Genomic DNA, 24,994 nt, shown 5'->3' with positions numbered 1-24,994 from the left:
GCTCCTCCGGGCGCCGGAGCATAACCCTCCGGCGCCGGAAAAGGTACACCAGGTGGAAAACTATTCCCCGCCTACTGCTCGACGTCGGTCTCCGCCAGGCGCTTGGCGGCGCCGCGCGTCATGCCGGCCGCGGCCAGTTCCTGCAGATCGAGTCCGCCGTCGTGGTTCAGGTCGAGTTCGGCGAACCGGCTCTTCAGCACCGCGTAGGGCCCCTTGAGCTCGGAAGGCTGCAGCTTGCCGTCGGCGTTCTCGTCCAGGAAGCCGATGATCCGCGACTCCATCAGCTTGGCCTGCAGGTCGTTGCGGACATGGTGGCTGGTCTCGTCCACCCAGCGGTAGTTGACCCGGAAGTACATCATCTCGTTCCAGGTCTGCTCGCCCCAGGTGACGTTGAGCTTCGGGTCAGGATTGGCCGGATTGTGCGCGGAGTTGTCGTAGATCCACTTCACGCGCAGCTTCGTGCCCTTCTTGACCAGCAGCGGCTCGGCCAGGTCGTAGTCGAGCTGCCAGTTGAAGTCGTACTTCGGCACCGACAGGATCGGCGTCTCCTTGCCGTCTGGCGTGATCTGCGTCAGCTCGACCGCATAGCCGCGGTAGTGGGCGTGCGGGTGGACGCTGTAGAGCAGGGCGTCGGCCGGGAATTCGAGGTAGGCGACCTCCTTGTGGCGCGCCTCGCCCGCTGGGATGGCCATGATCGGATTGGAGATCACCGCCGCGCGCCGGATGATCTCCGGCGGGGTCTTCAACAGGTAGTAGCCGATCTTGGTCACGTCGGTCATCGGCCGGCCGTTGGTGGTGTAGTGCATCGAGAACGACAGCTTGCCGCCCGCCGGCACCGGCGCGCCCGTGCCCTCGTTGTAGACCTGGATGCCGGCCCCGGGGACGTAGGAGCCCACCGAGCTTCCCGGAATGTCGGCCGGCGGCAGCGAGCGGTCCGGCGAATAGCCAGAGGTGATGTGGTGCAGCACCGGACGCGCGCCCGGCTGGAAGGCCACCGCGCGCAGCCAGGCGTCGCCCTTGAACGGGTTGTCGACCGTCATGTGCTGGTACTCGATAACCCCGGTGGCCGGCACGTTGAACGACGGCAACTGGACGATCACGTCGGGCTTGCCGAGCTGGGTCGGCCACTCCGGCGCCTCGCCGGCGTGGGTCTTGAGGATGTCTTCGCCCTGGCCGCGCGGCGCGCCGGCCTCGATCCAGTGGATCAGGGTCTTGGCCTCGTCCGGCGTCAGCGAGGTGTCGTTCGACCACTTGCCTACGTGCGGATCGGCGAAGAACGGCGGCATGCGCTTGGTCATCACCGTCTCGCGCATCATCGGCGCGAAGCCCTTGACCACCTCATAGCTGTTCATCTGGAACGGGCCGATGCCGCCCTTCTGGTGACAGGTCACGCACTTCTTCTGCAGGATCGGCGCGATGGTCTCCGAGTAGGAGATCTTGTCGAAGTCGGCGGCGTGCGCGCGGCTCGGGAACGAGATGGTCTGCCCGACCTTATCCGCCACCCGCGGATTGGCGACGGGCTGGCGGGCGAGCACCGCATCGATCGCCGAGGCGGCATAGGCGTTCGCGGCCCGCGCGCGCGTATCCGGCGCCGCCTTGTTGAAGCGGTCGTCCAGCGGTCCATGGTAGGCGACCTTGAAGTCGGCCTTCGGGTCCAGCACGAAGACCTCGCCCTCGCGCTGGATGTTCATCTGCTCGCCGACCAGTTGCAGGTCATCCACCAGGATCGGGACTTCGAGCTTCTTCGCCGCCACCTCGGCCGCGGCCTGGTCGCGCGTGTCGGCCGAGTCGATCATGTAGAAGAGGACACCCTTGTCCTTGTAGGCGGCCTGCAGCTTGGCCAGCTCGCCCGCCGCCGCGATCGACAGGGGCGAGCCCACCTTGTGCGACATCAGGACGATCGCCGGGGCGTACTGGTAGTAGGACAACCGGTGCCCGATTCGCGTCGTGTCGGTGAGCTGGAAGTCGCTCACGTGGTCCGGCGTCATCGACGAGGCGCCGCCATTCGGCGCGGCGGTCCCCGAAGCGGTCCCAACGGTTGCGACAACGATGGCGGAAACCGCCACGGCGCCCAGAACGGCCCTCATCCCAGCTCTCCCCAGAACGGCATGTTTTGGTGAGAATAACATGGTTTTGCAGTCAGGCACGCCCACAAATCAGGGCGACCGCCGAGGCGAGCCCTCCTTCGCCAAGGCTTCGGAGGGCATCCCGCTTCGCCAACGATGTGAAGGACTTGTCCTGCGAAGCCCACCAGGGCGAAGCAGGATGGTGGATGCGACAGGGATTGAACCTGTGACCCCCTCGGTGTGAACGAGCCCGCTGAGCGAGGCAGGCGCCGGGGTGTCGACCGCGACTTCGGCGCCGGCGGGTCCGATCGGGCTCTCGCGGCTTGCGGGGCGGAAGGGCCCACGCTATACGCCCACCTCCTCGCGGATAGCGGATGCGTAGCTCAGCGGGAGAGCACCTCGTTCACACCGAGGGGGTCACAGGTTCAATCCCTGTCGCATCCACCATCGCCTCTCCGAAACTTCGAATCTCAGGCTCCCGCGCCCAACAGCCGCACGCAGGCGTCGGGCAGCTGGTCGAAGTGGTCGATCAGGATGTCGGGCGCCAGATCGCGGGCCGGGACCTCGGTGTAGCCGAAGCTGACCAGGATCAGGCGCGCGCCCGCCGCCCGCGCGGCGCCGGCGTCGGTGGCGGCGTCGCCGACCATGATCGCGCGGTCCATGGCCCCGCCCGCCGCGGCGATGGCGGTCTCAAGATGGCGCGGGTCGGGCTTGATGGCCGGCGTGGCGTCGGAGCCGATCACCGCCTCGAACAGCCGGCTCATGTTGAGCGCGTCGAGCAGGGCGTTCGACAGGCCCGTCAGCTTGTTGGTGCAGACCGCCAGCTTCGCGCCCTGCGCCTTCAGGGCCTCGAGCGCGGCGACGCAGCCCGGGAACGGCCGGCTCTCGTCGGCGATGTGGCCGGTGTAGCGGTCGATGAAGCGCTCGAAGAGCGGCTGGACGGCGGCCGGGGGCAGGGGCGCGTTGGCGGCCTGGAAACCGCGCTCGATCATCCAGCGCGCGCCGCGGCCGATGAACGGCCGGGCCTCCGCCAGCGGCAGGGGCGGATGCCCCTCCTCGGCGAGCAGCCAGTTCAGCGTGCCGATCAGGTCGTGGGCGGTGTCGACCAGGGTGCCGTCCAGGTCGAAGGCGATGGCGGCGCCCGAAAGCCCCGCCATCTCAGGCCCGTTAGGCGCCATTTACGACCGCGGTCGCCTTGTCGAGTTCGGCGGCATAGGCGTCGAGCGCCTGGGCCGTGATCCCGATGTACTTCTCCGCATCGGCGAAGCGGCGCTCCTCGATGGCCTCGCGCACGCCGGGCAGGGTCTTGGCGCCATAGCCGGTGAAGCGGCCGGGGGCGTAGACCATATTCATGTACCAGGGCCGCCCGGGCAGGCCTTCGGGGCGCAGCATGGCCTGGTCGAGCGGGCGCACGACATTGTCCAGCTTGACCTTCTGGGCCTTGGAGAGCCCGGCGCCCTTGGACGCCAGCGCGCTGTCGAAGGCCGCCGAGCTGGTCTTCAGCTTGGCGACCGCGGCTTCCAGCGGCTTGAAGTCGTAGGTCGGGGACTGGGCCAGGGCCGCCGGGTTGACCGTGGTCTTGGTCGGGTCGCCCGCCAGCTTGAAGGCGTTGCTGCTCAACAGCCGCGCCTGGGTCTTGGCCTCGTCGCGCTTGGTGTCGGCGAGCTTCTTCACCTCGTCGAGGTAGGTGGACACCGTGTCGGCGAAGTCGGCGTAGCGCTGCACCGGCAGGTCGGCGTCGGCCAGCCGCATCACCGCGCGGCCCACGGTCTTGGCCAGTGTCGCGTCATAGACGAAGCCCGGGTCCACGAAGGTCGAGTGGTGCTGATAGTCGTCGTAGAGCGAGTGGTAGACGCCGCCGCTGTCGCCCTCGCCGCCATAGGCGAAGTCGATGGAGGGCAGGCCAAGGTGCTGCAGGAAGGTCGAGTAGTCCGAGCCGGAGCCGAGCGCGCCGATCGGCAGGTCCTTGGAGGGATCGTTGGCCGCGGCCTTGGTCTGCGGGTTGTTCTCGCCGCCGCGGCCGGCGCCGCCGCCGTCGGCCAGGCCCACGGCCAGGCGGGCGCGGGCGCGGTCGCGCACCGAAACCCCGGTCTCAGGATCCTTCACATCGGCGCTGACTTCGTTGACGAAATGCTGGAAGGCGTGGCTGCCCTCGGCGCGGAAGTAGCCGCGGCCGTTGCCGTCGGAGTTGATGTAGACGACGCCCTTGGCCTTCAGCTCCTCGGCGTGGGTCTCGGCCCATTCGGTCGAGCCCAGCAGGCTCGGCTCCTCGCCGTCCCAGCTGGCGTAGACGATGGTGCGCTTGGGTTTCCAGCCGGCCTTGACCATGGCGCCCATGGACTTGGCTTCGGCGAGTTCAGCGATCATCCCCGACAGCGGGTCGGACGCGCCCATCACCCAGCCGTCGTGGTGGTTGCCGCGCACGATCCAGTCGTTGGGGGCTTCCGAGCCCTTCAGGGTGGCGATCACGTCGTAGAGGGTCTTCATCGACCAGTCCGACTTGACCATCAGATGCACCTTGGCCCCGTCGCCGCCGCCCACGCGGTAGGTGATCGGCAGCGAGCCGCGGAAGCCCGCCGGCGCGATCGGGCCCTCAAGCGCCGAGAGCAGCACCTGGGCGTCGCCGTAGCCGATCGGCAGGCAGGGGATCTTCAGGATGGTGACGGCGTCCTTGCGGTCCAGCCGCTTGGCGTCCTTGGTCGCGCCGACGCCCGGCGTCAGGACGTCGCCCGGATAGATCGGCATGTCGGCCACCGAGCCGCGCTGGAAGCCCTGCGGCGGCCGCGCCGGCCCCTTCGGATAGACCTCGTCGGTGGAATAGCCGTCGTCCTTCGGGTCGGAATAGATGATCGCGCCCGCCGCCCCGTGCATCTGCGCCAGCAGGGGCTTCAGGCCGCGCCAGCCGCCGCCATAGCGGGCGATGACGATCTTGCCCTTCACCGAGACGCCCATCTTCTCCAGCGCCAGGTAGTCCTCCGGCATGCCGTAGTTGGCGTAGACCAGCGGCGCGGTCACATCGCCGTCGCCTTGGAACGCCACGTAGGCCGGCAAGGCGTCCTTGGTGTAGGTGGGCTCGTCGCCCGGGATCGGCTTTTCGGTCAGCGTCGCCTTGAACGGCGCGCCCGCGCCGCCCACCAGCTCCAGCGCCTCGCTGATCGGGGTCGGATAGAGCACGTCGTAGGTCTCGATCTTGGTATCCCAGCCCCAGGACTTGAACTGGGCGGCCATCCATTCGGCGTTGGCCTTGTCGTGGGGGGACCCCACATGGTTCGGCTGCGAGGCCAGGTCCTTCAGCCAGCGGCCCATCTCGGCCGGGTCGATGGCGGAATCGAACTTGGCCTCCATCGCCGCGCGGTCCATCGCCGGCGGCGGCGCGGCCCGGGCTGAGGTGACGGCGGCGACCGCACAGGCGGACAGGAGGGCGACAACGGTGGTACGCGATTTCATGAAGGATTCCCCAGACAAGGCGCGCGGACGCTACCCCTGTCTCGCCCCGGGCGCCAAGGCTTGGTAAGCACGCCGCATGCGATTGATGACTCGGGCCGGAGGCCTGCACCCATGACTGCCCGCGCCGCCGTCATTCTTGCCGCCGGGCAAGGCACGCGGATGAAGTCCGCCATCCCCAAGGTGCTGCACAAGGTCGGCGGCCGCGCCCTGCTGGACCGGGTCATCGACACGGTCGAGGCAACCGGCTGCCAGAAGATCGTCGTGGTGGTGGGCGCAGGCCCGTCCGCGGTGCGCGATCTGGTGGTGCGGCGGCTCGGCGAGGGCGCCGTCGCCGTCCAGGACCCGCCGCAGGGCACGGGCCATGCGGTGATGGCCGCGCGGGACGCGCTGGCCGGCTTCGCGGGCGACGTTCTGGTGACCAACGGCGACTGCCCGCTGCTCACGCCGCCCGACCTTGAGCCGCTGTTCGCTATGCGCGCCGACGGCGTCGACCTGGCGCTGCTGGGCTTCGAGCCGGTCGATGGCCTGCTCTACGGGCGCATGGTCGGCGGGCCGGACGGCCGCGTCAGCCGCATCGTCGAGCCGAAGGACGCGAGCCCAGCCGAATTGGCCATCAAGGCCTGCTACGCGGGCATGCTCTGCGCCGACCGCGCGCGCCTGTTCGGCTGGCTGGACCGGACCGACAACAAGAACGCCAAGGGCGAGTATTACCTCACCCAGGTGGTCGCGTTGGCCGATGCCGACAAGGCGGTCGTCAAGGCCGCCATCGTGCCGGAAAGCTCGGTCATGGGCTGCGACACGCCCATGCAGCTCGCCCAGGCCGAACGCATCTTTCAGGATCGCCGCCGCGCGCAGGCGCTGGCCGATGGCGTGGCCATGCTGGCGCCGGAGACTGTGCACTTCTCCTACGACACCGAGATCGAGGCCGGCGCCACGGTGGAGCAGTTCGTGGTCTTCGCGCCAGGCGTTCGCGTCGAGACCCGCGCAGTGATCCGCGCCTTCAGCCATCTGGAAGGCGCGGTGGTGAAGGAGGGCGCGCTGATCGGCCCCTACGCCCGCCTGCGCCCCGGCGCCGACATCGGCGAGGACGCCCACATCGGCAACTTCGTCGAGGTGAAGAAGGTCGCGGTCGGCAAGGGCGCCAAGGCCAATCACCTCAGCTACCTGGGCGACGGCAGCGTCGGCGCGGGCGCGAACATCGGCGCCGGCACGATCTTCTGCAACTACGACGGCTTCGACAAATGGGAGACCCACGTGGGCGAGGGGGCCTTCATCGGCTCCAACACCGCGCTCGTGGCGCCGGTCAGGGTCGGGGCCGGCGGCTTCACCGGCTCGGGCTCGGTGATCACCAAGGACGTGGCCCCCGACGCCCTGGCGCTGGAGCGCAGCAAGCAGCTTGAGAGCCCCGGCTGGGCGGCGCGGTTCCGCGAGCGCAAGCTCGCCGAACGGGCGGCCAAGAAGGCCAAATGAGTTCGGCGGATGATCAGAAGCGCGCGGCGGGCGAGGCGGCGGCCGCGCTCGTCGAGGACGGCATGGTCGTGGGCCTCGGCACCGGCTCGACGGCGGCTTGGTTCGTGCGCGCGCTGGCGGCGCAGGGCCTATCCCTGACCTGCGTTGCGACCTCGCAGGCGACCGCCGACCTGGCGACCGGCCTCGGATTGAACGTGGCCGAGCTGGGGGAGACGCGGACCATCGACCTCACCGTCGACGGCGCCGACGAGATCGGGCCGGGCCTGTCGCTGATCAAGGGCGGCGGCGCGGCCCTGCTGCGCGAGAAGCTGGTCTGGGAGGCCTCGCGCCGCTCCATCGTCATCGCCGACGCCGCCAAGCTGGTGCCGATCTTGGGGAAATTCGCGTTGCCGATCGAGGTGGTGGCTTTCGGGCACAAGACGACGCAGGCGCGGATCTGCGACGTCCTCAGCGAATTCGAGATCGGCATCGCGCCGCGATTGCGGATGAAGGATGGAGCCCCGGTGCGAACCGACAACGGAAACCTCATCTATGACGCAGCTTGCGGGCGGATCGAGGAGCCGGCGGCGCTGGCGGCCGCGCTGAAGAGCGTCACCGGCGTCGTGGAGCACGGCCTGTTCCTCGACCTGGCCGACCAGGCGCTGATTGGCGGCGAAACGGGCGTAACCGTCCTCGAGCCGTAGAGGATTATGGGCTGACGCCCACGAGATGAAGGAGGCCCCTAGGTGGCCAAATACGACTACGACCTGTTTGTGATCGGGGCCGGCTCGGGCGGGGTGCGCGCTGCGCGCCTGGCCGCCATGTCCGGCGCCAAGGTGGCCATCGCCGAGGAAGACCGCGTCGGCGGCACCTGCGTGATCCGCGGCTGCGTGCCCAAGAAGTTCATGGTCTACGCTTCGGAATTTGCTCACCATTTCAAGACGGCCAAGGGCTACGGGTGGACCATCGACGGCGCGACGTTCGACTGGCCGACCTTCCTGGCCGAGAAGGACAAGGAGATCGCCCGGCTCAGCGGCATCTATGTGCGCAACCTGCAGAACGCCGGCGCAGAGCTCGCGCACGGCAAGGCCCGCCTCACCGACGCCCACACCATCGAGATCGACAAGGTTGGGACAAAGACAGCCGGCAAGATCCTGATCTCCACCGGCGGCCAGGCCTGGCGGCCGACCGAAATCCCCGGCGCCGAGCTGGGCATCACCTCCAAGGAGGCCTTCCACCTCACCGAACTGCCCAAGCGGATCGTAATCGCCGGCGGCGGCTATATCGCCGTTGAGTTCGCCGGCATCTTCAACGGTCTGGGGGTCGATACGACGCTGGTCTACCGCGGCCCCAACATCCTGCGCGGCTTCGACGACGACGTGCGCAGCCATGTGACCGAGGAGATCGAGAAACGCGGCGTGACGGTGGTGCTGGGGACCCAGCACGCCTCGATCGAAAAGACCGCCACCGGCCTCCTGCACAAGTTCACCAACGGCCACGAGGTCGAGAGCGACGTGCTGATGTGGGCCGTGGGCCGCCGGCCCTATGTCGAGGGCCTCGGCCTGGAGACGGCGGGCGTCGAACTGAACGAGGCCGGGGCCATCAAGGTCGACGACTACTCGCGCACCACGGCCACGAACATCTGGGCTGTGGGCGATGTCACCGACCGGATCAATCTGACGCCCGTGGCGATCCGTGAAGGGGCGGCCTTCGCCGAGACCGAGTTCTACGATCGGCCGACCCGCTTCGATCACGAGATGGTGGCCTCGGCGGTGTTTTCGCAGCCGCCGATCGGCTCGGTTGGCCTGTCGGAAGCCGACGCCCGCCACCAATTCGGCAAGGTCGACATCTACCTGTCCCGCCAGCGGCCGATGAAATACACCTTCAGCGGTTCGGAGGAGCGGGCGCTGTTGAAGCTGGTGGTCGATTGCGCCACCGAGCGGGTGCTGGGCTGCCACGTGGTCGGGCCGGACTCGCCGGAGATCATCCAGATGGCCGCCATCGCGATCAAGATGGGCGTCACCAAGACCCAATGGGACGCCACCTGCGCGGTCCACCCGACGCTGGCCGAAGAGTTGGTCACCATGCGCGAGAAATACGTGCCCATGGGCCTGGGCCAGGTCGCTTGATCCTCCTTCGCCCAAGGCTTCGGAGGACAGGTCCTTGAGTCAGGACGTGGAACGCCCAGTGCTGCGAAGCTCTGAGAGGAGCGTGGCAGTATGGTGCGGCTGGGTGCTGACGGGCGCGGCCGTGCTGATTCCGGTGACCGGCTGGCTGGCGCCGCGCGAGTTCTCCGTGCTGATGGCCGCCATCGGCCTCTTCTGCCTGCCGGCGGTGCGGATCACCGACGAGGACCGGCCGGCGGCGCTGATCCTCACCGCGGCCCTGATCTGGGCGGCGGTCTCGACCACCTGGAGCCCCTATCATCCCGACAAGGCGGCCCATTCGACGATCCTGAAGCTCGCCTTCGAGCTGCCGCTCTACTGGAGCGCCGTGTCCGCCGCCCGCCGCGCCGACCCGGTGCTCCGAACCCGCGCGCTCAAGATCCTCGCCTGGGGCTGCGCCCTCTATGGCCTTGCGCTCATGACCGAGGCCCTCGACGGCGGCGTGCTCTACAAGACCGTGCACGCCCACTACGACCCGATGCGCGACGACATCGCCGAGGCCAAGATCGGCCATTCGACCTTCGTGCTGGGCCTGTTGTGGCCGCTCGCCGCCTATGGCGCGGGCGCGAGGTTCCGCTGGTGGCTGGCGCTGGTCATGGCGCTGGGCACGGGGGCCTCGGCCATCGCCTTCGGTTCCGACGCGCCGGTGCTGGGCCTGGTGCTGGCGCCCCTGGTCGGCGTCATCGTCCTGCGCTGGCCGAAGGGCGCGCCCAGGGTGATGGCGCTCGGCGCCGCGGCCATCTTCCTGACCGCGCCGGCGATCGTCTGGGCAGTCCGGCATTTCGGCGACTACGCCGCGATCCAGGCCGCCATGCCCAAGTCCTATGCCCTGCGCATGGGCTACTGGAGCCACGCCATCGACTGGATCCAGCTGCACCCCCTGCGCGGCTGTGGGCTGGAGGCCAGCCGCGAATTCGGGCCCGGCATCAAGCTGCACCCGCACAACGACGCCCTGCAGATCTGGATGGAGCTGGGCGCCATCGGCGCGGTGGCCGTGGCCAGCTTCTGGGGCGTGGCGCTGAGCCGGCTCTCCCGCACCTGGTCCAACCTGCTGACCGCCACGACGGCGGCGAGCGCCTCGGTCTATCTGCTGTTCGCCATGTTCAACTTCGGCGTCTGGCAGGAGTGGTGGCTGGCGCTGGGCGCCATGATCCCGATGCTGGCGGCGATGAACGCGCCCGTGCCCGTCAAGCCACGCTCCGGCGCTTAAGGCCGCCCCGCCGGCGCAAACATCGACCTTTCACCCTATCTTGGAGTAGAAAGCCCGGCTTCGTCGGCTGGGCCCCGTTTCGGCTCCGCCGCACGGGGCGTGGAGTTGCGAGCTATGACGGACCATTGGACGCCGGCCTCCTGGAGGGGCAAGACCGCCAAGCACATGCCGGAGGACTATCCGGACCTGGCCGCCCTGACCAAGGTGGAGCAGACGCTGCGCGCCATGCCGCCGCTGGTGTTCGCCGGTGAGGCGCGACGCCTGAAGTCCCTGCTCGCCGACGTCTCCGAGGGCCGCGCGTTCCTGCTGCAGGGCGGCGACTGCGCCGAGAGCTTCAAGGAATTCGCCGCCGACAACATCCGCGACACCTTCCGCCTGATCCTGCAGATGGCCGTCGTCCTGACTTTCGCCGGCGGCAAGCCGGTGGTGAAGGTCGGCCGTATGGCCGGCCAGTTCGCCAAGCCGCGCTCGGCGCCCACCGAGACCGTCGGCGGGGTGACCCTGCCGTCCTACCGGGGCGACATCATCAACGGCATGGAGTTCACGCCAGAGGCGCGGACGCCGGACCCGCAGCGGCTGATCCAGGCCTACAGCCAGTCGGCCGCGACGCTGAACCTGCTGCGCGCCTTCGCCGGCGGCGGCTACGCCGACCTGCACAACGTCCACCGCTGGACGCTCGGCTTCGTGGCCGACAGCCCGCAGGGCGCCCGCTATCGCGAAATGGCCGAGAAGATCAGCGAGACCCTGCAGTTCATGGAGGCCATCGGCGTCACGCCGGAGAGCCAGCCGGCGCTGCATCAGGTGGAGTTCTTCACCAGCCACGAGGCGCTGCTGCTCAACCTCGAAGAGGCGATGACCCGGATCGATAGCACCTCGGGCCAATGGTACGACACCTCCGCCCACCTGGTGTGGATCGGCGAGCGCACCCGCGACCTCGATGGCGCCCATGTCGAATTCTTCAAGGGCATCAAGAACCCGATCGGCGTGAAGTGCGGCCCGACCATGGAGGCCGACGAGTTGATGCGGCTGGCCGACGCGCTGTCGCCCGCCAACGAGCCTGGCCGCCTGACGCTCTACGGCCGCTTCGGCTACGACAAGATCGAAAAGCGCCTGCCGGCCCTGCTGCGCGCCACCAAGGCGGCCGGCAAGTCGGTGGTCTGGGCCATCGATCCCATGCACGGGAACACCTTGACCGCAAACAATGGCTACAAGACCCGACCCTTCGACCGGATCCTGTCCGAGGTGAAGTCCTTCGTGGAGATCTGCAAGGCCGAGGGCGTCCACCCCGGCGGCGTCCACCTGGAAATGACCGGCCAGAACGTCACCGAATGCACCGGCGGCGCGCGGCAGGTCAGCGAAGGCGACCTCGCCGACCGCTACCACACCCACTGCGACCCCAGGCTCAACAGCGAGCAGGCCCTGGAACTGGCCTTCCTGGTGGCCGAGAAGCTCAAGGACCAGCGGGTGGACAGCGTCAAGCGGGCGGCCGGCGGGGCCTGAACATCCGCCGGTCCTAGTGCGGTCGCTCGCCGGCGTGCAGGTCGTCGAGATAGGTCGACAGCTCGCCCAGCCACCGGCGCGAGATCACCGGGTCTGAGATGTCCGCGGCCTGCTCAAGCCCCGCGCCGATGTCGGTGATCGTCTGGAAGCCGTAGCTGCCCCCGGACCCTCGCAGATTGTGCGCCAGGATGGTCACCGCCTCGAAGTCTCCGTTGTCGAGCGCGGACAGCATGGCGAGGACGTTCAGGCGGCAGTTCGCCAGATAGGCCGGCGTGCGCGCGGCAAGCTTCGCGGCGGCCCCGGAGAGACTCGGCGGGACAATTGGAGAAACGTCCGCGGAGACCCTCGGGGAGGCGCCCGCCGAGGCCGCGCGGCCGCGCCGGGCCGGCGCCTTGACGGCGGAATGGTCCTTGATCGCCTGCAGCAGGACGTCCTGTTTGATCGGCTTGGTGAGATAGGCGGTGCAGCCGGCGGCCAGGCAGCTTTCCCGGTCGCCCTTCAGCGCCGAGGCGGTCAGCGCGATGATCGGCGTGGGTGGGCGGTCGTGCGCCTTCTCCCAGGCCCGGATGGTCCGTGTCGCGGTCAGTCCGTCCATCGCGGGCATCTGCCGGTCCATCAGCACCAGATCGTAGCGCCCGGCCTTGAACATCTCGCAGGCCAGCAGGCCGGTCTCCGCCACGTCGACCACGTAGGGGGTGTCCTCGAGGTAGGCGAGGGCGATGATGCAGTTGTCGGGGGAGTCCTCAGCCATGAGGATGCGCAGGGGCGGGAGCGGCGCTTCCGGGCCGGCGCCAACGGGGGCCGCGACCGGGCGCATGGCGGCGGTCGAGACCTCGAACGGCACGGCGAAGGCGAACAGGCTGCCCTGGTCGACCGCGCTCTCGACCCAGATGCGGCCGCCCATGAGCTCGACCAGGCGCCGCGAGATGGTCAGCCCCAGGCCCGAGCCGCCGAACCGGCGGGTGGTGGAGCTGTCGGCCTGGGTGAAGCGCTCAAACACCCGGTCGAGCTTGTCGCTGGGAATGCCGATGCCGGTGTCGGTGACCGTGAATCGCAGAGCGGTCGGGACCGCGTCATTGCCGTCAGGCTCCACCTGCAGGGTGACGCTGCCGGTCTCGGTGAACTTGATGGCGTTGCCCAGCAGGTTGAGCAGCACCTGGCGCAGGCGGGTCGGGTCGCCTACCAGCTCGTTGTGGACGCCGGGCGCGATCTCGCAGACCAGCGTCAGCGACTTTTCCTGCGCCCTGGGCGAGACCATCTCCATCACCTTTTCCAGGTGATCGGCCAGCGAGAAGCCGGTGCGCTCCAGGTCGAGCTGCGAGGCCTCGACCTTGGAGAGGTCGAGGATGTCGTTGATGAGGTTGAGCAGGTTGTCGCCGGAGCGGCGGAAGATCTGCACATACTTGTCCTGCTCGCCGGTCAGCGCGGTCTTCGCCAGCAGGTCGGCAATGCCCATGATCGCGTTCATCGGCGTGCGGATTTCGTGGCTCATGCTGGCCAGGAAGTCGGACTTGGTGCGGCTGGCGCTCTCGGCGGCGGCCTTGGCGAGCTGGAGCTCCAGTTCCACGCGCTTGCGTTCGGTGACGTCGCGGGCGGCGGCGAAGACGCCCTGCAGCTTGCGCCCGCGGTCGTAGAAGGTGGTGGCGTTGTAGGAGACCACGGTCTGCTTGCCGTCGCGGGCGCGGGCCGTCAGCTCGTAGTCGGTGACCGATTTTTCGGCGAGCACCCGCTTGATCCCGGCCTCGGCGCGGGCCGGGTCGGTGAAGCAATCCTTGAACGGCGCGCCGATCAATTCGTCGCGGGTGCAGCCGGTGAGCGCCTCGGTCTGCTTGTTCACGTCGGTGATGATGCCGGCCGGATCGATGGTCATCAGGGCGTCGATGTTCGATTCGATCAGCGAGCGGGTGTAGAATTGTTGGTCGCGCAGCCGCTGGTCGGACTTCTTCTGCTCTTCCTCGACCAGCTTGCGCGCGGTGTTGTCGGTGCCGATCAGCAGGTAGCCGATGATCGCGCCGACCGGATCGCGCAACGCCGTGACCGACACCACCGCGGGGAACCGCGTGCCGTCCTTGCGGACCTTGGTCAGCTCATAGATGTCCTCGATGCCGCGCGCGGCCTTGAACACCAGAGCTTCGAAGCCGGGCGTGATCGGCGTCCCGAATTCGGCGCTGAGCGCCTCGGCGCGGACGATCAGTTCGGCGGGGTCGGAGAAGTCCGCCGGGGTGATCTTGTTCATCACCTCGGACGCCGCGTAGCCCAGCATCCGCTCGGCGCCGACGTTGAAGATCTGGATCACGCCTTTGGCGTCGGTGGCGATCGAGGAGAAATTGGCGCTGTTGAAGATCGCCGTCTGCAGGGCGCCGGCCTGTAGCAGGGCCTCTTCCGCCTGCTTGCGCGCGGTGTTGTCGGTGCCGATCAGCAGATAGCCGATGATCGCGTCCTGAGCGTCGCGCAGCGCGGTGACCGACACCACGGCGGGAAAACGGGTGCCGTCCTTGCGGATATAGGTCAGCTCATAGATGTCCTCGATGCCGCGCGAGGCCTTGAACACCAGCGCCTCGAAGCCCGGCGTGATCGGCGTCGAAAGCTCGGCGCTTAGCGACTCCGCCCGGTCGATCAGTTCCTGCGGGTCGGAAATGTCGGCCGGCGTGATGGTGTTCATCACCTCCGCGGCCGTGTAGCCCAGCATCCGCTCGGCGCCGACGTTGAAGATCTGGATCACGCCGTTGGCGTCGGTAGCGATGGAGGAGAAGTTGGCGCTGTTGAAGATCGCGCTCTGCAGGGCCCCGATCTTGACGAGCGATTCCTCGGACTGGAATGCGCCCTCGCCATCCGGAAGTTTGGCGGTCGGGAGCGCCAGGCCCATCTCGGCGTCGGAACTTTTGATCGGATGTCCTGACTCTGGCCCGAACGGCCAAGCTGCGAAGACCTAGCTCGTCAGTTGAGAAGTTGTTCCATGGAAATCCCCAATTGTTCCGGGGAGTAGGGCTTGGCGAGGAACTGGCCGCCCAGGACGAACTGGTCCGACATCTCCGCCGTGAGCGGTGTTCCGGAGGTGTAGAGGACGCGCAGGTCGGGCCGCAGGGCGATGGCCTGGTTCGCCACGTCATAGCCGCCGAATTTCAGCTCGTTCAGGCGCATGTCCACGAAGAGGGCGGCGATGGTCGGCGCCGTCGACAGATGCAACAGGGCCTCTTCAAGGTTGGCGGCCAGCAGGCTGGTGTGGCCCAGATCCTCCATCATCCATTCGGCGTTTTCCCGCAGGAAAAGCTCGTCTTCCACGATAAGAATCAAGGCCATCAGCCCGCGCGCCGATTTTCGAGGGACGTTACCGAGCAGAACTGTAGATTTCGCGCGACGTCTTGGAAGTTTATGACATGACGCGAAATATTCGCATCTAGGTTGCAACTGGCCGATCTATCGACGGCGGACCGCGACGCTGAGTATTTGGCCAATATAGACATCGCCCGGGTGTGCGCTCTTTTCAGGCTGGAAGCCAGCAACTGTTCCCGGCGCGGCGCCCCGGCCTGATCGGGATCGGGCGCGAAGCCGCCGCCTCACGCCCCCGCGCTCTCCTTCACCCGCTGCCGCGCCGCCCGGCGGCCGCCGATGGCGTCGACGACGGTCGCGCACGCGCCCAGGCCCCAGGGCGGCATGTTGTTGTAGATGTTCTCGTACTTGCCGGGCTCGATGACATAGGTCTCGTGCCAGATGCCCACGTCGCCGTTCGAGCCCACGGCCTTGTTGAAGGCTTGCCAGACCGGCAGGTGGGCCAGGTCCCGCGCCTTGGCGTAGGCCTCCAGCTTCTCGAAGCTTTCCCAGTATTGGGTCACCACCACGTTCGGAAAACCGAACTGGGTGCGGGCGTGCAGCAGGCCAAGCTCGGGGCGCCTGGAGAGCTCGACGATCATCCTGGGCATGGCGGTCGCCACCGGCAGCCACTTCCAGATCTTCCAGGGTTTGTTCACCCGCATCCCGATCAGGAAGACGACGAATCCGCCCTCACGTTCCGCGCATACCCGCCGCGCCACGATCTTCGCCATCGGCCCCTCCCAGCTTTCACCGGGACCTTACCGCCGAACGGCGATTTCCGGATGTGCCTTCGAGGTCACGCCGCCGAACCGCCGCCCGGCGACGGCTTGCCATTTTCGGCGCGGGCGCCAATGTCCGCCCCTCTTTGAAAATCAGGCAGCACCGCCATGGACCGTCCCGCGGCCCAGGCGTCCTCCGTCGCGGGAGGGCGCGTCCTTCCCGTCCGCACTGAGCTGGCCGAGCTTCTGAAGCTCTCCGGGCCGGTGGTGATCTCGCGCCTGGGCATCATGGCCATGGGCCTGTCGGACGCCATCGTCGTCGGCCGCTATTCGGCGACCCAGCTCGGCTACCACGCGCTGGGCTGGGCGCCGACCAGCGTGATCATCACCATGGCCATCGGCCTGTTGTCCGGCGTGCAGGTGATGACGGCGAGGGCGATCGGCGAGGGCCGGCTGCACGAGACCGGCGCGGTCCTGCGCCGGGGCCTGAGCTACAGCCTGTGGATCGGCCTCATCTCCATGGCCGCCCTGGTGCTGGCCGGGCCTCTGTTCCTGCACGCCATCGGGCTGGAGAAGAGCCTGGCGGACGGGGCCAGCAAGGTGCTGCTGGTCTTCTGCCTGTCGCTGCCGGGTTATGTGATCAGCGTCAGCGCCAGCTTCTGGATGGAGGGGCTGTCGCGGCCCGGGCCCGGCGCCTGGGCTATGTGGATCGCCAACGCCATCAACCTGGCCCTCGACCTGATCCTGGTGCCAGGCCACTTCGGCCTGCCGGCGCTGGGCGCGATCGGCGGCGCCTGCGCCACGACCGGGGCCAGGACCTTCCTGGCGGTCTTCATGCTGGGCTACATCGCCCTGATGCCGGAGGCCCGCGCGCTCGGCGTCTTCGATAAGCCCGAGCGCAACCGCGCCGCCGAGGCCGAGCAGCGGCGGATCGGCTTCGGGGCCGGGGCGTCGAACTTCTTCGAGGTGGCGGCTTTCGCCTCGATGAATGTCATCGCCGGCTGGATGGGCGGCCTGGCGGTGGCCGCCTGGGCCATCGTGCTCAATGTCGCGGCGATCGTCTTCATGGTGCCGCTCGGCCTGGCGACCGGAGCCGCGGTGCGGGTGGGCCGCGCCTATGGCGCGCGCGAGCCGCGGGGCGTGGTGCGCGCGGGCCTGGTGGCGTTCGCGGTGACGGGCGCGTTCGGAGGGCTGATCTCGCTGGCGGTCTGGCCGAACGCCGCCTGGATTTCCAAGGCCTATACGGACAACCCGATGACGCTGGCCATGGCCGTCCCGGCGCTGGTGATCTCCTGCCTGATGTACCTGCCGGATTCGCTGCAGGTGGTGACGGCCCAGGCCCTGCGGGCGCGGGGCGACGTGTGGCTGCCGACCGGCACGCACCTGACCAGCTACATCGCGATCATGATGCCGCTCGCGTGGTGGCTGGCGATCCCCAGGCACATGGGCATCCTGGGCATCTCCTGGGCGGTGGTGATCGCCAGCGTCGTCTCCGCCGGGCTGCTGCTGGTCCGCTTCTGGCGGCTCAGCCGGCGGGACTGATCCCGGCCTTAGGCGCCCGCGCCCAGGATCCAGCCCTCTTCGCGCTCGGCGTCCAGCACCACGTCGGCGGCCGTGCCCTTCGCCGGTCCGAACACCGCGCCCAGCTTGTTCGCCTCGTCGAGCCGGGCGAAGTGCTCGGCGGTGAGGCGTACCTGGGTCTGGTCCTTGACCTCGCCCGGCAGGGCCGCGCCCTTGATCAGCGAGGGGTAGACCTCGGCCATCACCACGTCGACGCCGGCGAGGTCCGCCTCGGTCAGCGCCTTGAAGCCGGTCTCGAAGGGCCAGACCTTGGCCGCCTCAGCGCGGGCGTCCTTCAGGCGCCGCGCGACCGGAATGCCCATGATCGCCTGACCGCCGACCGAGCCGTTGTAATAGGTCTTCCAGATCGAGGCCGCGCCCTTGGCGGCGAGGTCGGCGTGGCGGAACTCCGGCAGGTCGCCGGGGCCGTGCGCGCGCGGCTTGGTGGCCATCAGCGTGGTCTGCACGTCCTTCGGCGGCGCGCCCCAGAACGGGAACGGTCCGTCGGTCAGCAGCCGGTTCAGCTGGGCGGCGACGTTGAAGCGGTTGTTGACGTTAGTGGGCTTGTCCACCACCCGTTTGCCAAGCTCGTCCCAGGCCGCGCGCCAGGGGTCGCCCTTCAGCTTCATGGTCGCCGCGAACCCGCGCGGGAAGCCCATGGGGAAATCGAATCCCACCAGAGCCCGCTCCGAGCGCTTCTTCAGGTCGGCCAGGATGGTGTTGAGCCGCGCCTCGGCCGCCGTCCGGGTCGCCTCGTTGTAGCTCTCGAACGCCAGCCGGAAGCGCACGTCACGCTTCAGCACGCCGATCCAGATGGAGTCGGCCCCCGTGGTCGGCTTGGAGGCGGCGCTCCAGTCGACGATCACATAGGCGCTGAACAGGCGCGGCACGGCAGACTCCGGAACACGAACAAAGGGGCGGGCGACGCAGGGGTTCTAGCCCCTGCGTTGTGACAGGCCAACGACGGTTATCAGCCGAGCTTCACCAGCATCTTGCCCAGGTTCTCGCCCTTGAAGAGGCCGATGAAGGCGTCGGGCGCGTTCTCCAGGCCGTCGAACACCGTTTCCTTCCAGCTGACCTTGCCCTCAGCCACCCAGGCCGAGAGGTCGGCGATGTATTGCGGCATCATCCCGAAGTGGTGGCTGACGATGAAGCCTTCCATGCGGATGTTGCGGCCGATCAGCTGGGCGAGGTTCGACGGGCCGGGCTCGGGCGAGGTTGCGTTGTAGATCGAGATCATCCCGCAGATGGCGAAGCGGGCGAACATCTTGGCGTTGTTGAGCGCCGCCTCCAGGTGCGCGCCGCCGACGTTGTCGAAATAGACGTCGATGCCGCCGGGCGCGGCGGCCGCCAGCGCCGCGTTCAGGTCCTTCTGCGCCTTGTAGTCGATGACGTGGTCGACCCCGATGGACTTGAGATAGGCCACCTTGTCGGCGCCGCCGGCGGAGCCGATGACGGTGTGGCCCTTGGCCTTGGCGATCTGACAGACCATGGCGCCGACCGCGCCCGCCGCGCCGGAGACGAAGACCACGTCGCCCTCCTTCAGGCCCGCGACCTTCAGCAGGCCCGCATAGGCGGTGAGGCCCGGCATGCCGGCCGCGCCCAGGAACGCCTGGATGGGCAGGTTCCCCGGATTGAGCTTCTGCATGGCGCCGGCCGGCGCGTTGAAGCCCTCGCGCCAGCCAAAGCCCGACTGCACCAGATCGCCGACCTTCAGGGCGGAATCGTTGGAAATCGTCACCTCGCCGATGGCGCCGCCGTCCATCGCCTTGCCCAGCTGGAACGGCGGGGCGTAGCTCTTCACGTCGTTCATGCGCCCGCGCATGTAGGGGTCGACCGTCATCCAGAGATTCTTCACCTGCACCTCGCCGGCGGCGGGCGCCGGCAGCTCCACGCTGGCCAGCTCGAAGTTGTCGTGGGTCGGCAGGCCGGACGGGCGGCTCTTCAGGCGGATCTCGCGGACGGTGGTCATGGCGTTCAGGCTCCCTCGGACCTCACCGGCCCGTTCAAACGCTTGTTTAGCTCCTGAGGCCGGGTGGCGTCGAGGGCCGTGACCTGATAGGCGGCGAGGCTCATTTCGGAGCGTTCGATGGGTGAGTCCTCCAACTCTTCGCCTCTCAGGGGCGGCGTGATCGGGGCGGGCGTGTTTGGCGGCTATCACGCCAAGCAGTACGTCCGTCTGCCCGGCGTCGTGCTGTCGGCGGTGCTGGACACCCATCCGGACCGCGCGGCGAACGTGGCCATGCCGTTGGGCGGCCGCGGCTTCAACGACATGGCGGCCTTCCTGGACGCGGCGGACGTGGTGACGGTGGCCTCGCCCGCGACCTTCCACGCCGAGCATGCGCTGGCGGCGCTGGCGGCCGGCAAGCCGGTCTATATCGAAAAACCCATCGCCACCTCGGTCGCGGACGGCGAGAGGGTCCGCGCGCTGGCCGCCTCGAAAGGCCTCGTCGTCGCCTGCGGGCATCAGGAGCGGGTGGTGTTCCAGGCCATGGGCCTGCTGGACATCCCCGAACAGCCGCTGCTGCTGGAGGCCCTGCGCCACGGCCCGCCGTCGGACCGCAGCCGCGACGTCTCCGCCGTGCTCGACCTGATGGTGCACGACATCGACCTGGCGCTGGCGATCAGCGCCTCCGATCCGGTGACCGCGGAAGGCGAGGGCAAGCTCAGCGACGACGGCGTCTGGGACATCGCGCGCAGCGAAGTGAGCTTCGAGGACGGTTTTACGGCGATCTTCGACGTCTCGCGCCAGGCGCCGGCCCGCAAGCGCACCATGCGGGTGGTCTATCCCTCCGGCGAGGTGGAGATCGACTTCGTGGCGCGGACCTTCCGCAACACCACCCCGTTTGCGCTCAACGCCGACTTCGCCGACACGCCGGCCGGGACCGACCCGCTAGGCGCCAGCGTCGAGGGCTTCCTGGCCGCGGTCCGGGGCGAGGCGCCAAGGCCGGTGGTCGACGCCGCCGAGGCGATCGCCGCGCTCGACCTGGCGCTGGCCGTCGAACAGGGTCTCGCGGGCTAGGCGTGGAACGCAGGTCTCGCAGCACCAGGAAATAATGGCGGACCCGGGCGCACCGGGCCCGCCCAGTCGCTCCCTAGAATTTGTAACGCAGGTCGACGCCGAAGGTGCGCGGCGGCGTCGTGTAGAAGGTCTTCTGGATACCCTGGACGCAGTTCACGGTGCCGAGCTGTCCGGCCGCCAGGTTGCCTGAACCCGTGACGATCGGGCTGCAGGTCAGGCCGGCCGGATTGGGACCGTAGACGTTGGAGAACGCGCCGTTGATGCGGCTGGCGATGGCGCCCTGGTCGTAGCCGATCTTGTCGAAGATGTTCTTGATGTAGCCGATGAGCTCGTAGTGGTTGTCCTTCGAGGTCCAGATGGCCCGGGCATCCCACTGATCCCATGAGGGCGCTTCGGTGTACCAGCGGGTGAACACCGTGCCGTAGGCCTTGTCCCGCCACGAGTAGGACAGGTTGCCGGTCAGCGAACCCGCCGCGAAGCGCCAGGTGTAGTTGCCGGCGAAGGCGAGCTTGTTGCGCGGGGCGTTGGGCAGGTCGTTTCCGGCCAGGCTTTGCTGGCGCTGGAAGCCGCCGCCCGGCAGGCCGTTGGTCGGGTCGTCGGTCGCGCAGTCGCCGGCCACCGCCGCGCCGCCGGCCTGACACTGGGCGAGGGTGTGGATCGGCTTGGCGCCCTGCTGCACCGCTGTCGGATCGACGATGTCGACGGCCTGACCCGTGATGACCTTCGCGTCGATCAGCGAGTAGTTGAAGATCAGCTGCAGGTCCTGGATCGGCTGCCAGATCGTTTCGAGCTCGATGCCTTGCGAGCGCGACTTGGGCACGTTGTAGAACGCGGTGGTGGACGTCGACACGAGCGCGCCGCTTCCGCCCTGAATCTCGGTGATCGGGATCTGCAGGTTGTTGTATTCGTAGTGATAGAGCGCGACGTTGGTCTGCAGGTTGTTGGGCCAGTTCTTCTTGAAGCCCACTTCGAAGGCGTCGACGGTCTCCTTGTCGGAGAACGGTTTGAAGCTCAGCACCGTGAAGATGCCGATGTTGAAGCCGCCGGAGCGGTAGCCGCGGCTGTAGCTGCCGTAGAGCAGGGTGTTGTCGTCCGGCTGCCAGTCGACCTTGGCGGTGCCGGTCACCGCCTCCCAGCTGGCGTCGTAGTGGCGGGTGGCGAAGCCCGTGGCCGGATTGTAGCTGGTGCCACCGGTGACGCCCTGCGGGATCTGATCGATGCCGACCCCGGTGCCGCCGGCCACGACAGTCGTGACGCCGGTCAGGTCGAGCGGGGCTGCGAAGATTTCCGGCGGCAGACCGCTCAGGCAGGCGGGCAGGCCGAAGCAGAGCAGCCGCACGGATTCGGTGCCGCGCTTTTCATCGTGCGAATAGCGCAGGCCGCCCGTCAGGGTCAGCGTCGGATCGAACTTGTAGGTGAGCTGGCCGTAGGTCGCGTAGGAGATGTCCTCGACCGCCGGACGGTTGTCGAACCGACGGCCGATGCCGGTCGGACAGGCCACTGAAGTGGCGTTGGGGATGGTGCCGCTCAGGCAGACGCCGAAGGGCGGGACGGAGAACCACTGCTTCTGGGCCGGCTCTTCTTCGGTGGAGACAGGCTGGGTGTAGTTCTGGTCGAAGTAGTAGGCCCCGACGATCCACTGCAGCGGCTTGTCGGTGGTGGAGACAAGGTTGAGCTCGTGGCTGATGAAGCCGTTGCGCTCCTGATAGTCGAAGCTCTCCTGTGGGTAGAAGGTGGTGGCGCCGGCCGTGAACTGGGTGATCGGCGAGTCGGCCGAGCCGTTCGGGACCGAGCCGTTCAGGTGGTACCAGTAGCGCACGCCGCCGACGATGTATTTCACGTCGAAATCGGGCGTGTGATAGGTCCAGTGGCTGGCCACAGTGTAGGCGTTGGGCAGACGGACCTGATAGGAGATCGGCGAGTTCTTCAGCCAAGGGCTCGAGTGTGAGGCGTTCACGCAACCGGCGATGCCGGGCCCGTTCGCCGAGATCACGTTGGTCGCCAGGCCGCTGCAGCCGAAGCCGGCGTTGATGTTGGTGGAGGCCTGCGGAAACTCGATGATGTTGAAGCCGTTGCCGCCGTTGGGGTTGCCCGCGCTGATGTTCGGCAGGACCTGATTCGGGTGCGCCGGATCGGCGGAATAGATGTTCGGGGTCCAACCGCCGGATTGCGACCCTGGGCCGCCCGCGCCGTTCTTCCAGTTCGTGTAGCCGAACTTCGACCACATCTCGAGATTGTCGCCGAATTTCCCCTCGATCTGACCCTCGATGTACAGGGTGTTGAGGACGTTGCCCTCGCTGGCCCGGTTCGGGACCGTGTTCTTGATCCAGCCCTGTTCCTGATCTTCCCACTGGGCGGCGAGGCGGAACTTCCACCCCGGGATCGCGGTCGGGCCGGACACGGCGAACTCGACGTCGCTGTGCTCGTAGTTCGCATAGCCCACGCGGGCCTCGGCGTACCAATCCTCGGTCGGCCGCTTGGAGATGATGTTGAGGGCGCCGGCGATCGAGTTGCGCCCATAGAGGGTGCCCTGCGGTCCCCGCAGGACTTCCACGCGATCGGTGAACAGGGTCGATGCGCCCGCCCGGACGGCGAAGGTTTCGTAGACGCCGTCGGCGTAGTTGGCGACGGAAGCATCCGCCGACAGCACGTTGGTGAGGCGGCCCAGGCCCCGCAGGGACACCCGGTCGGTCGAGGTCGAATATTGCAGGCCCGGCGTAAAGTTGGTCATGTCCTGAATGGACTGGATGCCGACGATGTCACGCTGCTTGTCGGTAAAGGCGGAGATGGCGATCGGAACGTCCTGCAGGTTCTGTTCGCGCTTCTCGGCCGTGACCACCAGTTCTTCGATGGTGTTCGTCGTCGCGGCGACGGCGTTTGTGGGGCGCGTCTGAGCGGCCGCGCTGCTGGAAATCGCCCCTACAATCAGTGCGCTGCCCAGCATCAATTGATGTTTGAATTTCATCGCACGGCCCTCCCACGGCCCTCCCATGTGCCGCCTCTAGCTGTGTAGGCGACCTCTCTTTTTTTCGAGGCTGGGTACGTGCGGAGGGGGCGTCAATCAAAAAAAACGAGGTTATCAGCGATAAGATATCGCCGGTCTGTCAAAAGCTTGGTTTTTCATATATTTCGGTCGAGAAATCATTTTCGGCCGAATTCTCGGGTTGCCTGCGGGAAGCCGGAAAGGCGCGGTCTGGAGTGCGTCGCGGATCGGCGCTAGCGTCGCCCGAAGCTCCGGAGACGTCCTATGACTGCCAGCGCCTACGACTATGAGTTCAAGACCATCGACGGCGCGCCGCTGCCGCTGACGACCTTCAAGGACAAGGTCGTGCTGGTGGTGAACACCGCGTCCGCCTGCGGCCTCACCCCGCAGTACGACGGGCTTGAGAAGCTCTATTCGGACTACCGGGACAAGGGGTTGGTCGTGCTGGGCGTGCCCTGCAACCAGTTCGCCGGCCAGGAGCCGGGGAGCGAGGCCGAGATCAAGAGCTTCTGCGAGACCCGCTTCAACGTCGACTTCCCGCTGACCTCGAAGGTCGAGGTGAAGGACGCCGGCCGCCACCCGTTCTACGCCTGGGCGGAGAAGGAACTGGGCGAGGGCGCGGTGCCCGTCTGGAACTTCCACAAGATCCTGATCGGCAAGCACGGCGAGGCGCTCGAGGCCTTCGGCCCGCGCACCGAGCCGGAAGGCCCGGAGATCGTGGCGGCGATCGAAAAGGCCCTCTAGGCGGGCTGCCGGGTCCCGCGCTTGCCGCGGACGGCGAGGTCGACGGCCAGCAGGCGGTTCTCGCCCTCCATGCGCAGGTTGACGCCGGGCTGGTTCATCATCGCCACGTAGTCGCTGAGGCAGGCTTCGACCGCATTGGTGAACCCCTGGGCGTCCTGGGCGCGGTTGATCTGGAGCTTGGTGTTGCGCAGCACCTCGGGGCTGTTCTGCGCCACCCGCGCCGCATAGGCGAAGGTCTCACGTTCCAGCTCGCCCTTGGGCAGCACGCGGTTGACCAGCCCGTACTGGGCCGCCTCGGCGGCGGTGATGAAGCGGCTCTCGAACACCAGCTCCTTGGCCCGGCGGACGCCGATGTCCCAGGGGATCGACATATATTCCACCATCCCGGCCAGGAACTCGGCGTCATCGGCGGCGAAGACCACGTCCATGGCCGCGGCCAGCATCCAGCCGGCGTAGATGCAGTAGCCCTCGACCATGGCGACCGTCGGCTTGGGGAAGTTCCGCCACTTCAGCAGCAGGTCGAGATTGTACGTCTTGAACTGGTCGTAGGTCTGGATGCCGGGCTTGGCGCCCAGCGCCGCCCGGTAGGCCATGCCCTCCTTGGTGCCCAGGTCGTGGCCGGTGGAAAACACCCCGCCGGACCCCCGGACCACCACCACCCGGACCGCCTCGTCGGCGCGGGCAAGGTCGAAGGCGGCGTCGATCTCGTCCAGCATCCGGTAGCTCTGGGCGTTGCGGTAGTCGGGCCGGTTGAGGGTGATGACGCCGACGCCGTCCTTCGCGGCGTAGACGATGTCGTGGAAGGTCATCTGAAGCG

18 protein-coding genes and 1 tRNA gene are annotated in these 24,994 nt (G+C 67.9%); 9 read left to right on the top strand and 10 right to left on the bottom strand.

Annotation, left to right across the window (positions count from 1 at the left end; all coding sequences use genetic code 11):
- Nucleotides 1–71: 71 nt before the first annotated feature.
- On the bottom strand, nt 72–2,087 hold the full coding sequence (locus VKQ35_RS20145) for a redoxin domain-containing protein (protein ID WP_324364512.1): 2,016 nt from the start codon (nt 2,085–2,087) through the stop codon (nt 72–74).
- 351 nt (nt 2,088–2,438) lie between these two features.
- Between VKQ35_RS20145 and VKQ35_RS20140 the strand changes: the two genes are divergently transcribed.
- Nucleotides 2,439–2,513 (top strand) — tRNA-Val (locus VKQ35_RS20140).
- Between the two features lie 23 nt (nt 2,514–2,536).
- On the opposite strand, the gene gph is transcribed toward VKQ35_RS20140, so the two are convergent.
- Together gph and VKQ35_RS20130 are read right to left on the bottom strand one after the other, a co-directional pair.
- Entirely contained in the window at nt 2,537–3,223 is a 687-nt protein-coding gene (gene gph, locus VKQ35_RS20135; protein ID WP_324364511.1) for a phosphoglycolate phosphatase, read from the bottom strand.
- Between the two features lie 10 nt (nt 3,224–3,233).
- On the bottom strand, nt 3,234–5,513 hold the full coding sequence (locus VKQ35_RS20130) for a transferrin receptor-like dimerization domain-containing protein (RefSeq protein WP_324364510.1): 2,280 nt from the start codon (nt 5,511–5,513) through the stop codon (nt 3,234–3,236).
- 111 nt (nt 5,514–5,624) lie between these two features.
- On the opposite strand from VKQ35_RS20130, the gene glmU reads away from it, so the two are divergent.
- The 5 genes from glmU to VKQ35_RS20105 all read left to right on the top strand — a co-directional run bounded on the left by glmU (nt 5,625) and on the right by VKQ35_RS20105 (nt 11,837).
- Nucleotides 5,625–6,983: a bifunctional UDP-N-acetylglucosamine diphosphorylase/glucosamine-1-phosphate N-acetyltransferase GlmU gene (gene glmU, locus VKQ35_RS20125; RefSeq protein WP_324364509.1), complete on the top strand. Its 1,359-nt coding sequence runs from the start codon at nt 5,625–5,627 to the stop codon at nt 6,981–6,983.
- A complete protein-coding gene (gene rpiA / locus VKQ35_RS20120; RefSeq protein ID WP_324364508.1) occupies nt 6,980–7,666 on the top strand; it encodes a ribose-5-phosphate isomerase RpiA in 687 nt (228 codons plus the stop codon). The genes glmU and rpiA overlap by 4 nt, the downstream gene beginning before the upstream one ends.
- A 42-nt stretch (nt 7,667–7,708) precedes the next feature.
- A complete protein-coding gene (gene gor, locus VKQ35_RS20115; RefSeq protein WP_324364507.1) occupies nt 7,709–9,091 on the top strand; it encodes a glutathione-disulfide reductase in 1,383 nt (460 codons plus the stop codon).
- 82 nt (nt 9,092–9,173) lie between these two features.
- Nucleotides 9,174–10,337 carry an O-antigen ligase family protein gene (locus VKQ35_RS20110; protein WP_324364506.1) on the top strand — a complete coding sequence of 388 codons (1,164 nt, stop codon included), beginning with the start codon at nt 9,174–9,176 and terminating at the stop codon, nt 10,335–10,337.
- Nucleotides 10,338–10,451: 114 nt separating this feature from the next.
- A complete protein-coding gene (locus VKQ35_RS20105; protein WP_324364505.1) occupies nt 10,452–11,837 on the top strand; it encodes a class II 3-deoxy-7-phosphoheptulonate synthase in 1,386 nt (461 codons plus the stop codon).
- A gap of 13 nt (nt 11,838–11,850) precedes the next feature.
- Here VKQ35_RS20105 and VKQ35_RS20100 read toward each other — a convergent pair whose 3' ends face one another.
- From VKQ35_RS20100 to VKQ35_RS20090, 3 genes are all read right to left on the bottom strand, one after another.
- A complete protein-coding gene (locus VKQ35_RS20100) occupies nt 11,851–14,703 on the bottom strand; it encodes a PAS domain S-box protein (RefSeq protein ID WP_324364504.1) in 2,853 nt (950 codons plus the stop codon).
- A gap of 71 nt (nt 14,704–14,774) precedes the next feature.
- Entirely contained in the window at nt 14,775–15,137 is a 363-nt protein-coding gene (locus VKQ35_RS20095) for a response regulator (RefSeq protein WP_324364503.1), read from the bottom strand.
- Between the two features lie 257 nt (nt 15,138–15,394).
- On the bottom strand, nt 15,395–15,880 hold the full coding sequence (locus tag VKQ35_RS20090) for a DUF4188 domain-containing protein (protein ID WP_324364502.1): 486 nt from the start codon (nt 15,878–15,880) through the stop codon (nt 15,395–15,397).
- Nucleotides 15,881–16,036: 156 nt separating this feature from the next.
- On the opposite strand from VKQ35_RS20090, the gene VKQ35_RS20085 reads away from it, so the two are divergent.
- On the top strand, nt 16,037–17,410 hold the full coding sequence (locus tag VKQ35_RS20085) for an MATE family efflux transporter (RefSeq protein ID WP_324364501.1): 1,374 nt from the start codon (nt 16,037–16,039) through the stop codon (nt 17,408–17,410).
- A gap of 8 nt (nt 17,411–17,418) precedes the next feature.
- On the opposite strand, the gene VKQ35_RS20080 is transcribed toward VKQ35_RS20085, so the two are convergent.
- Nucleotides 17,419–18,318 carry a cobalamin biosynthesis protein CbiG gene (locus VKQ35_RS20080; RefSeq protein ID WP_324364500.1) on the bottom strand — a complete coding sequence of 300 codons (900 nt, stop codon included), beginning with the start codon at nt 18,316–18,318 and terminating at the stop codon, nt 17,419–17,421.
- Between the two features lie 80 nt (nt 18,319–18,398).
- A complete protein-coding gene (locus VKQ35_RS20075) occupies nt 18,399–19,400 on the bottom strand; it encodes an NADP-dependent oxidoreductase (protein WP_324364499.1) in 1,002 nt (333 codons plus the stop codon).
- A gap of 117 nt (nt 19,401–19,517) precedes the next feature.
- Between VKQ35_RS20075 and VKQ35_RS20070 the strand changes: the two genes are divergently transcribed.
- Nucleotides 19,518–20,450 (top strand): Gfo/Idh/MocA family oxidoreductase, encoded by a 933-nt coding sequence (locus VKQ35_RS20070; protein WP_324364498.1) that lies wholly within the window; start codon nt 19,518–19,520, stop codon nt 20,448–20,450.
- 73 nt (nt 20,451–20,523) lie between these two features.
- Here the strand turns inward: VKQ35_RS20070 and VKQ35_RS20065 are convergent, their stop codons facing one another.
- Nucleotides 20,524–23,415: a TonB-dependent receptor gene (locus VKQ35_RS20065; RefSeq protein WP_324364497.1), complete on the bottom strand. Its 2,892-nt coding sequence runs from the start codon at nt 23,413–23,415 to the stop codon at nt 20,524–20,526.
- A gap of 282 nt (nt 23,416–23,697) precedes the next feature.
- Between VKQ35_RS20065 and VKQ35_RS20060 the strand changes: the two genes are divergently transcribed.
- Nucleotides 23,698–24,177: a glutathione peroxidase gene (locus tag VKQ35_RS20060; RefSeq protein WP_324364496.1), complete on the top strand. Its 480-nt coding sequence runs from the start codon at nt 23,698–23,700 to the stop codon at nt 24,175–24,177.
- Here VKQ35_RS20060 and VKQ35_RS20055 read toward each other — a convergent pair.
- Nucleotides 24,174–24,986 (bottom strand): enoyl-CoA hydratase-related protein, encoded by an 813-nt coding sequence (locus tag VKQ35_RS20055; protein WP_324364495.1) that lies wholly within the window; start codon nt 24,984–24,986, stop codon nt 24,174–24,176. The genes VKQ35_RS20060 and VKQ35_RS20055 overlap by 4 nt on opposite strands.
- Nucleotides 24,987–24,994 lie beyond the last annotated feature (8 nt).

It is taken from the genome of Phenylobacterium sp. (genome assembly GCF_035309685.1).
Lineage (GTDB): Bacteria > Pseudomonadota > Alphaproteobacteria > Caulobacterales > Caulobacteraceae > Phenylobacterium.
The sequence above is the reverse complement of the archived record's forward strand: the minus strand, read 5'-3'. Positions and strand labels throughout refer to the sequence as shown.

Excerpts from the sequence above, each read along its gene's own strand:
- VKQ35_RS20145 (WP_324364512.1), bottom strand. The coding sequence starts at position 2,087 with ATGAGGGCCGTTCTGGGCGCCGTGGCGGTTTCCGCCATCGTTGTCGCA.
- gph (WP_324364511.1), bottom strand. The coding sequence starts at position 3,223 with ATGGCGGGGCTTTCGGGCGCCGCCATCGCCTTCGACCTGGACGGCACC.
- VKQ35_RS20130 (WP_324364510.1), bottom strand. The coding sequence starts at position 5,513 with ATGAAATCGCGTACCACCGTTGTCGCCCTCCTGTCCGCCTGTGCGGTC.
- glmU (WP_324364509.1), top strand. The coding sequence starts at position 5,625 with ATGACTGCCCGCGCCGCCGTCATTCTTGCCGCCGGGCAAGGCACGCGG.
- rpiA (WP_324364508.1), top strand. The coding sequence starts at position 6,980 with ATGAGTTCGGCGGATGATCAGAAGCGCGCGGCGGGCGAGGCGGCGGCC.
- VKQ35_RS20105 (WP_324364505.1), top strand. The coding sequence starts at position 10,452 with ATGACGGACCATTGGACGCCGGCCTCCTGGAGGGGCAAGACCGCCAAG.
- VKQ35_RS20100 (WP_324364504.1), bottom strand. The coding sequence starts at position 14,703 with ATGGGCCTGGCGCTCCCGACCGCCAAACTTCCGGATGGCGAGGGCGCA.
- VKQ35_RS20095 (WP_324364503.1), bottom strand. The coding sequence starts at position 15,137 with ATGGCCTTGATTCTTATCGTGGAAGACGAGCTTTTCCTGCGGGAAAAC.
- VKQ35_RS20090 (WP_324364502.1), bottom strand. The coding sequence starts at position 15,880 with ATGGCGAAGATCGTGGCGCGGCGGGTATGCGCGGAACGTGAGGGCGGA.
- VKQ35_RS20085 (WP_324364501.1), top strand. The coding sequence starts at position 16,037 with ATGGACCGTCCCGCGGCCCAGGCGTCCTCCGTCGCGGGAGGGCGCGTC.
- VKQ35_RS20075 (WP_324364499.1), bottom strand. The coding sequence starts at position 19,400 with ATGACCACCGTCCGCGAGATCCGCCTGAAGAGCCGCCCGTCCGGCCTG.
- VKQ35_RS20070 (WP_324364498.1), top strand. The coding sequence starts at position 19,518 with ATGGGTGAGTCCTCCAACTCTTCGCCTCTCAGGGGCGGCGTGATCGGG.
- VKQ35_RS20065 (WP_324364497.1), bottom strand. The coding sequence starts at position 23,415 with ATGAAATTCAAACATCAATTGATGCTGGGCAGCGCACTGATTGTAGGG.
- VKQ35_RS20060 (WP_324364496.1), top strand. The coding sequence starts at position 23,698 with ATGACTGCCAGCGCCTACGACTATGAGTTCAAGACCATCGACGGCGCG.
- VKQ35_RS20055 (WP_324364495.1), bottom strand. The coding sequence starts at position 24,986 with ATGACCTTCCACGACATCGTCTACGCCGCGAAGGACGGCGTCGGCGTC.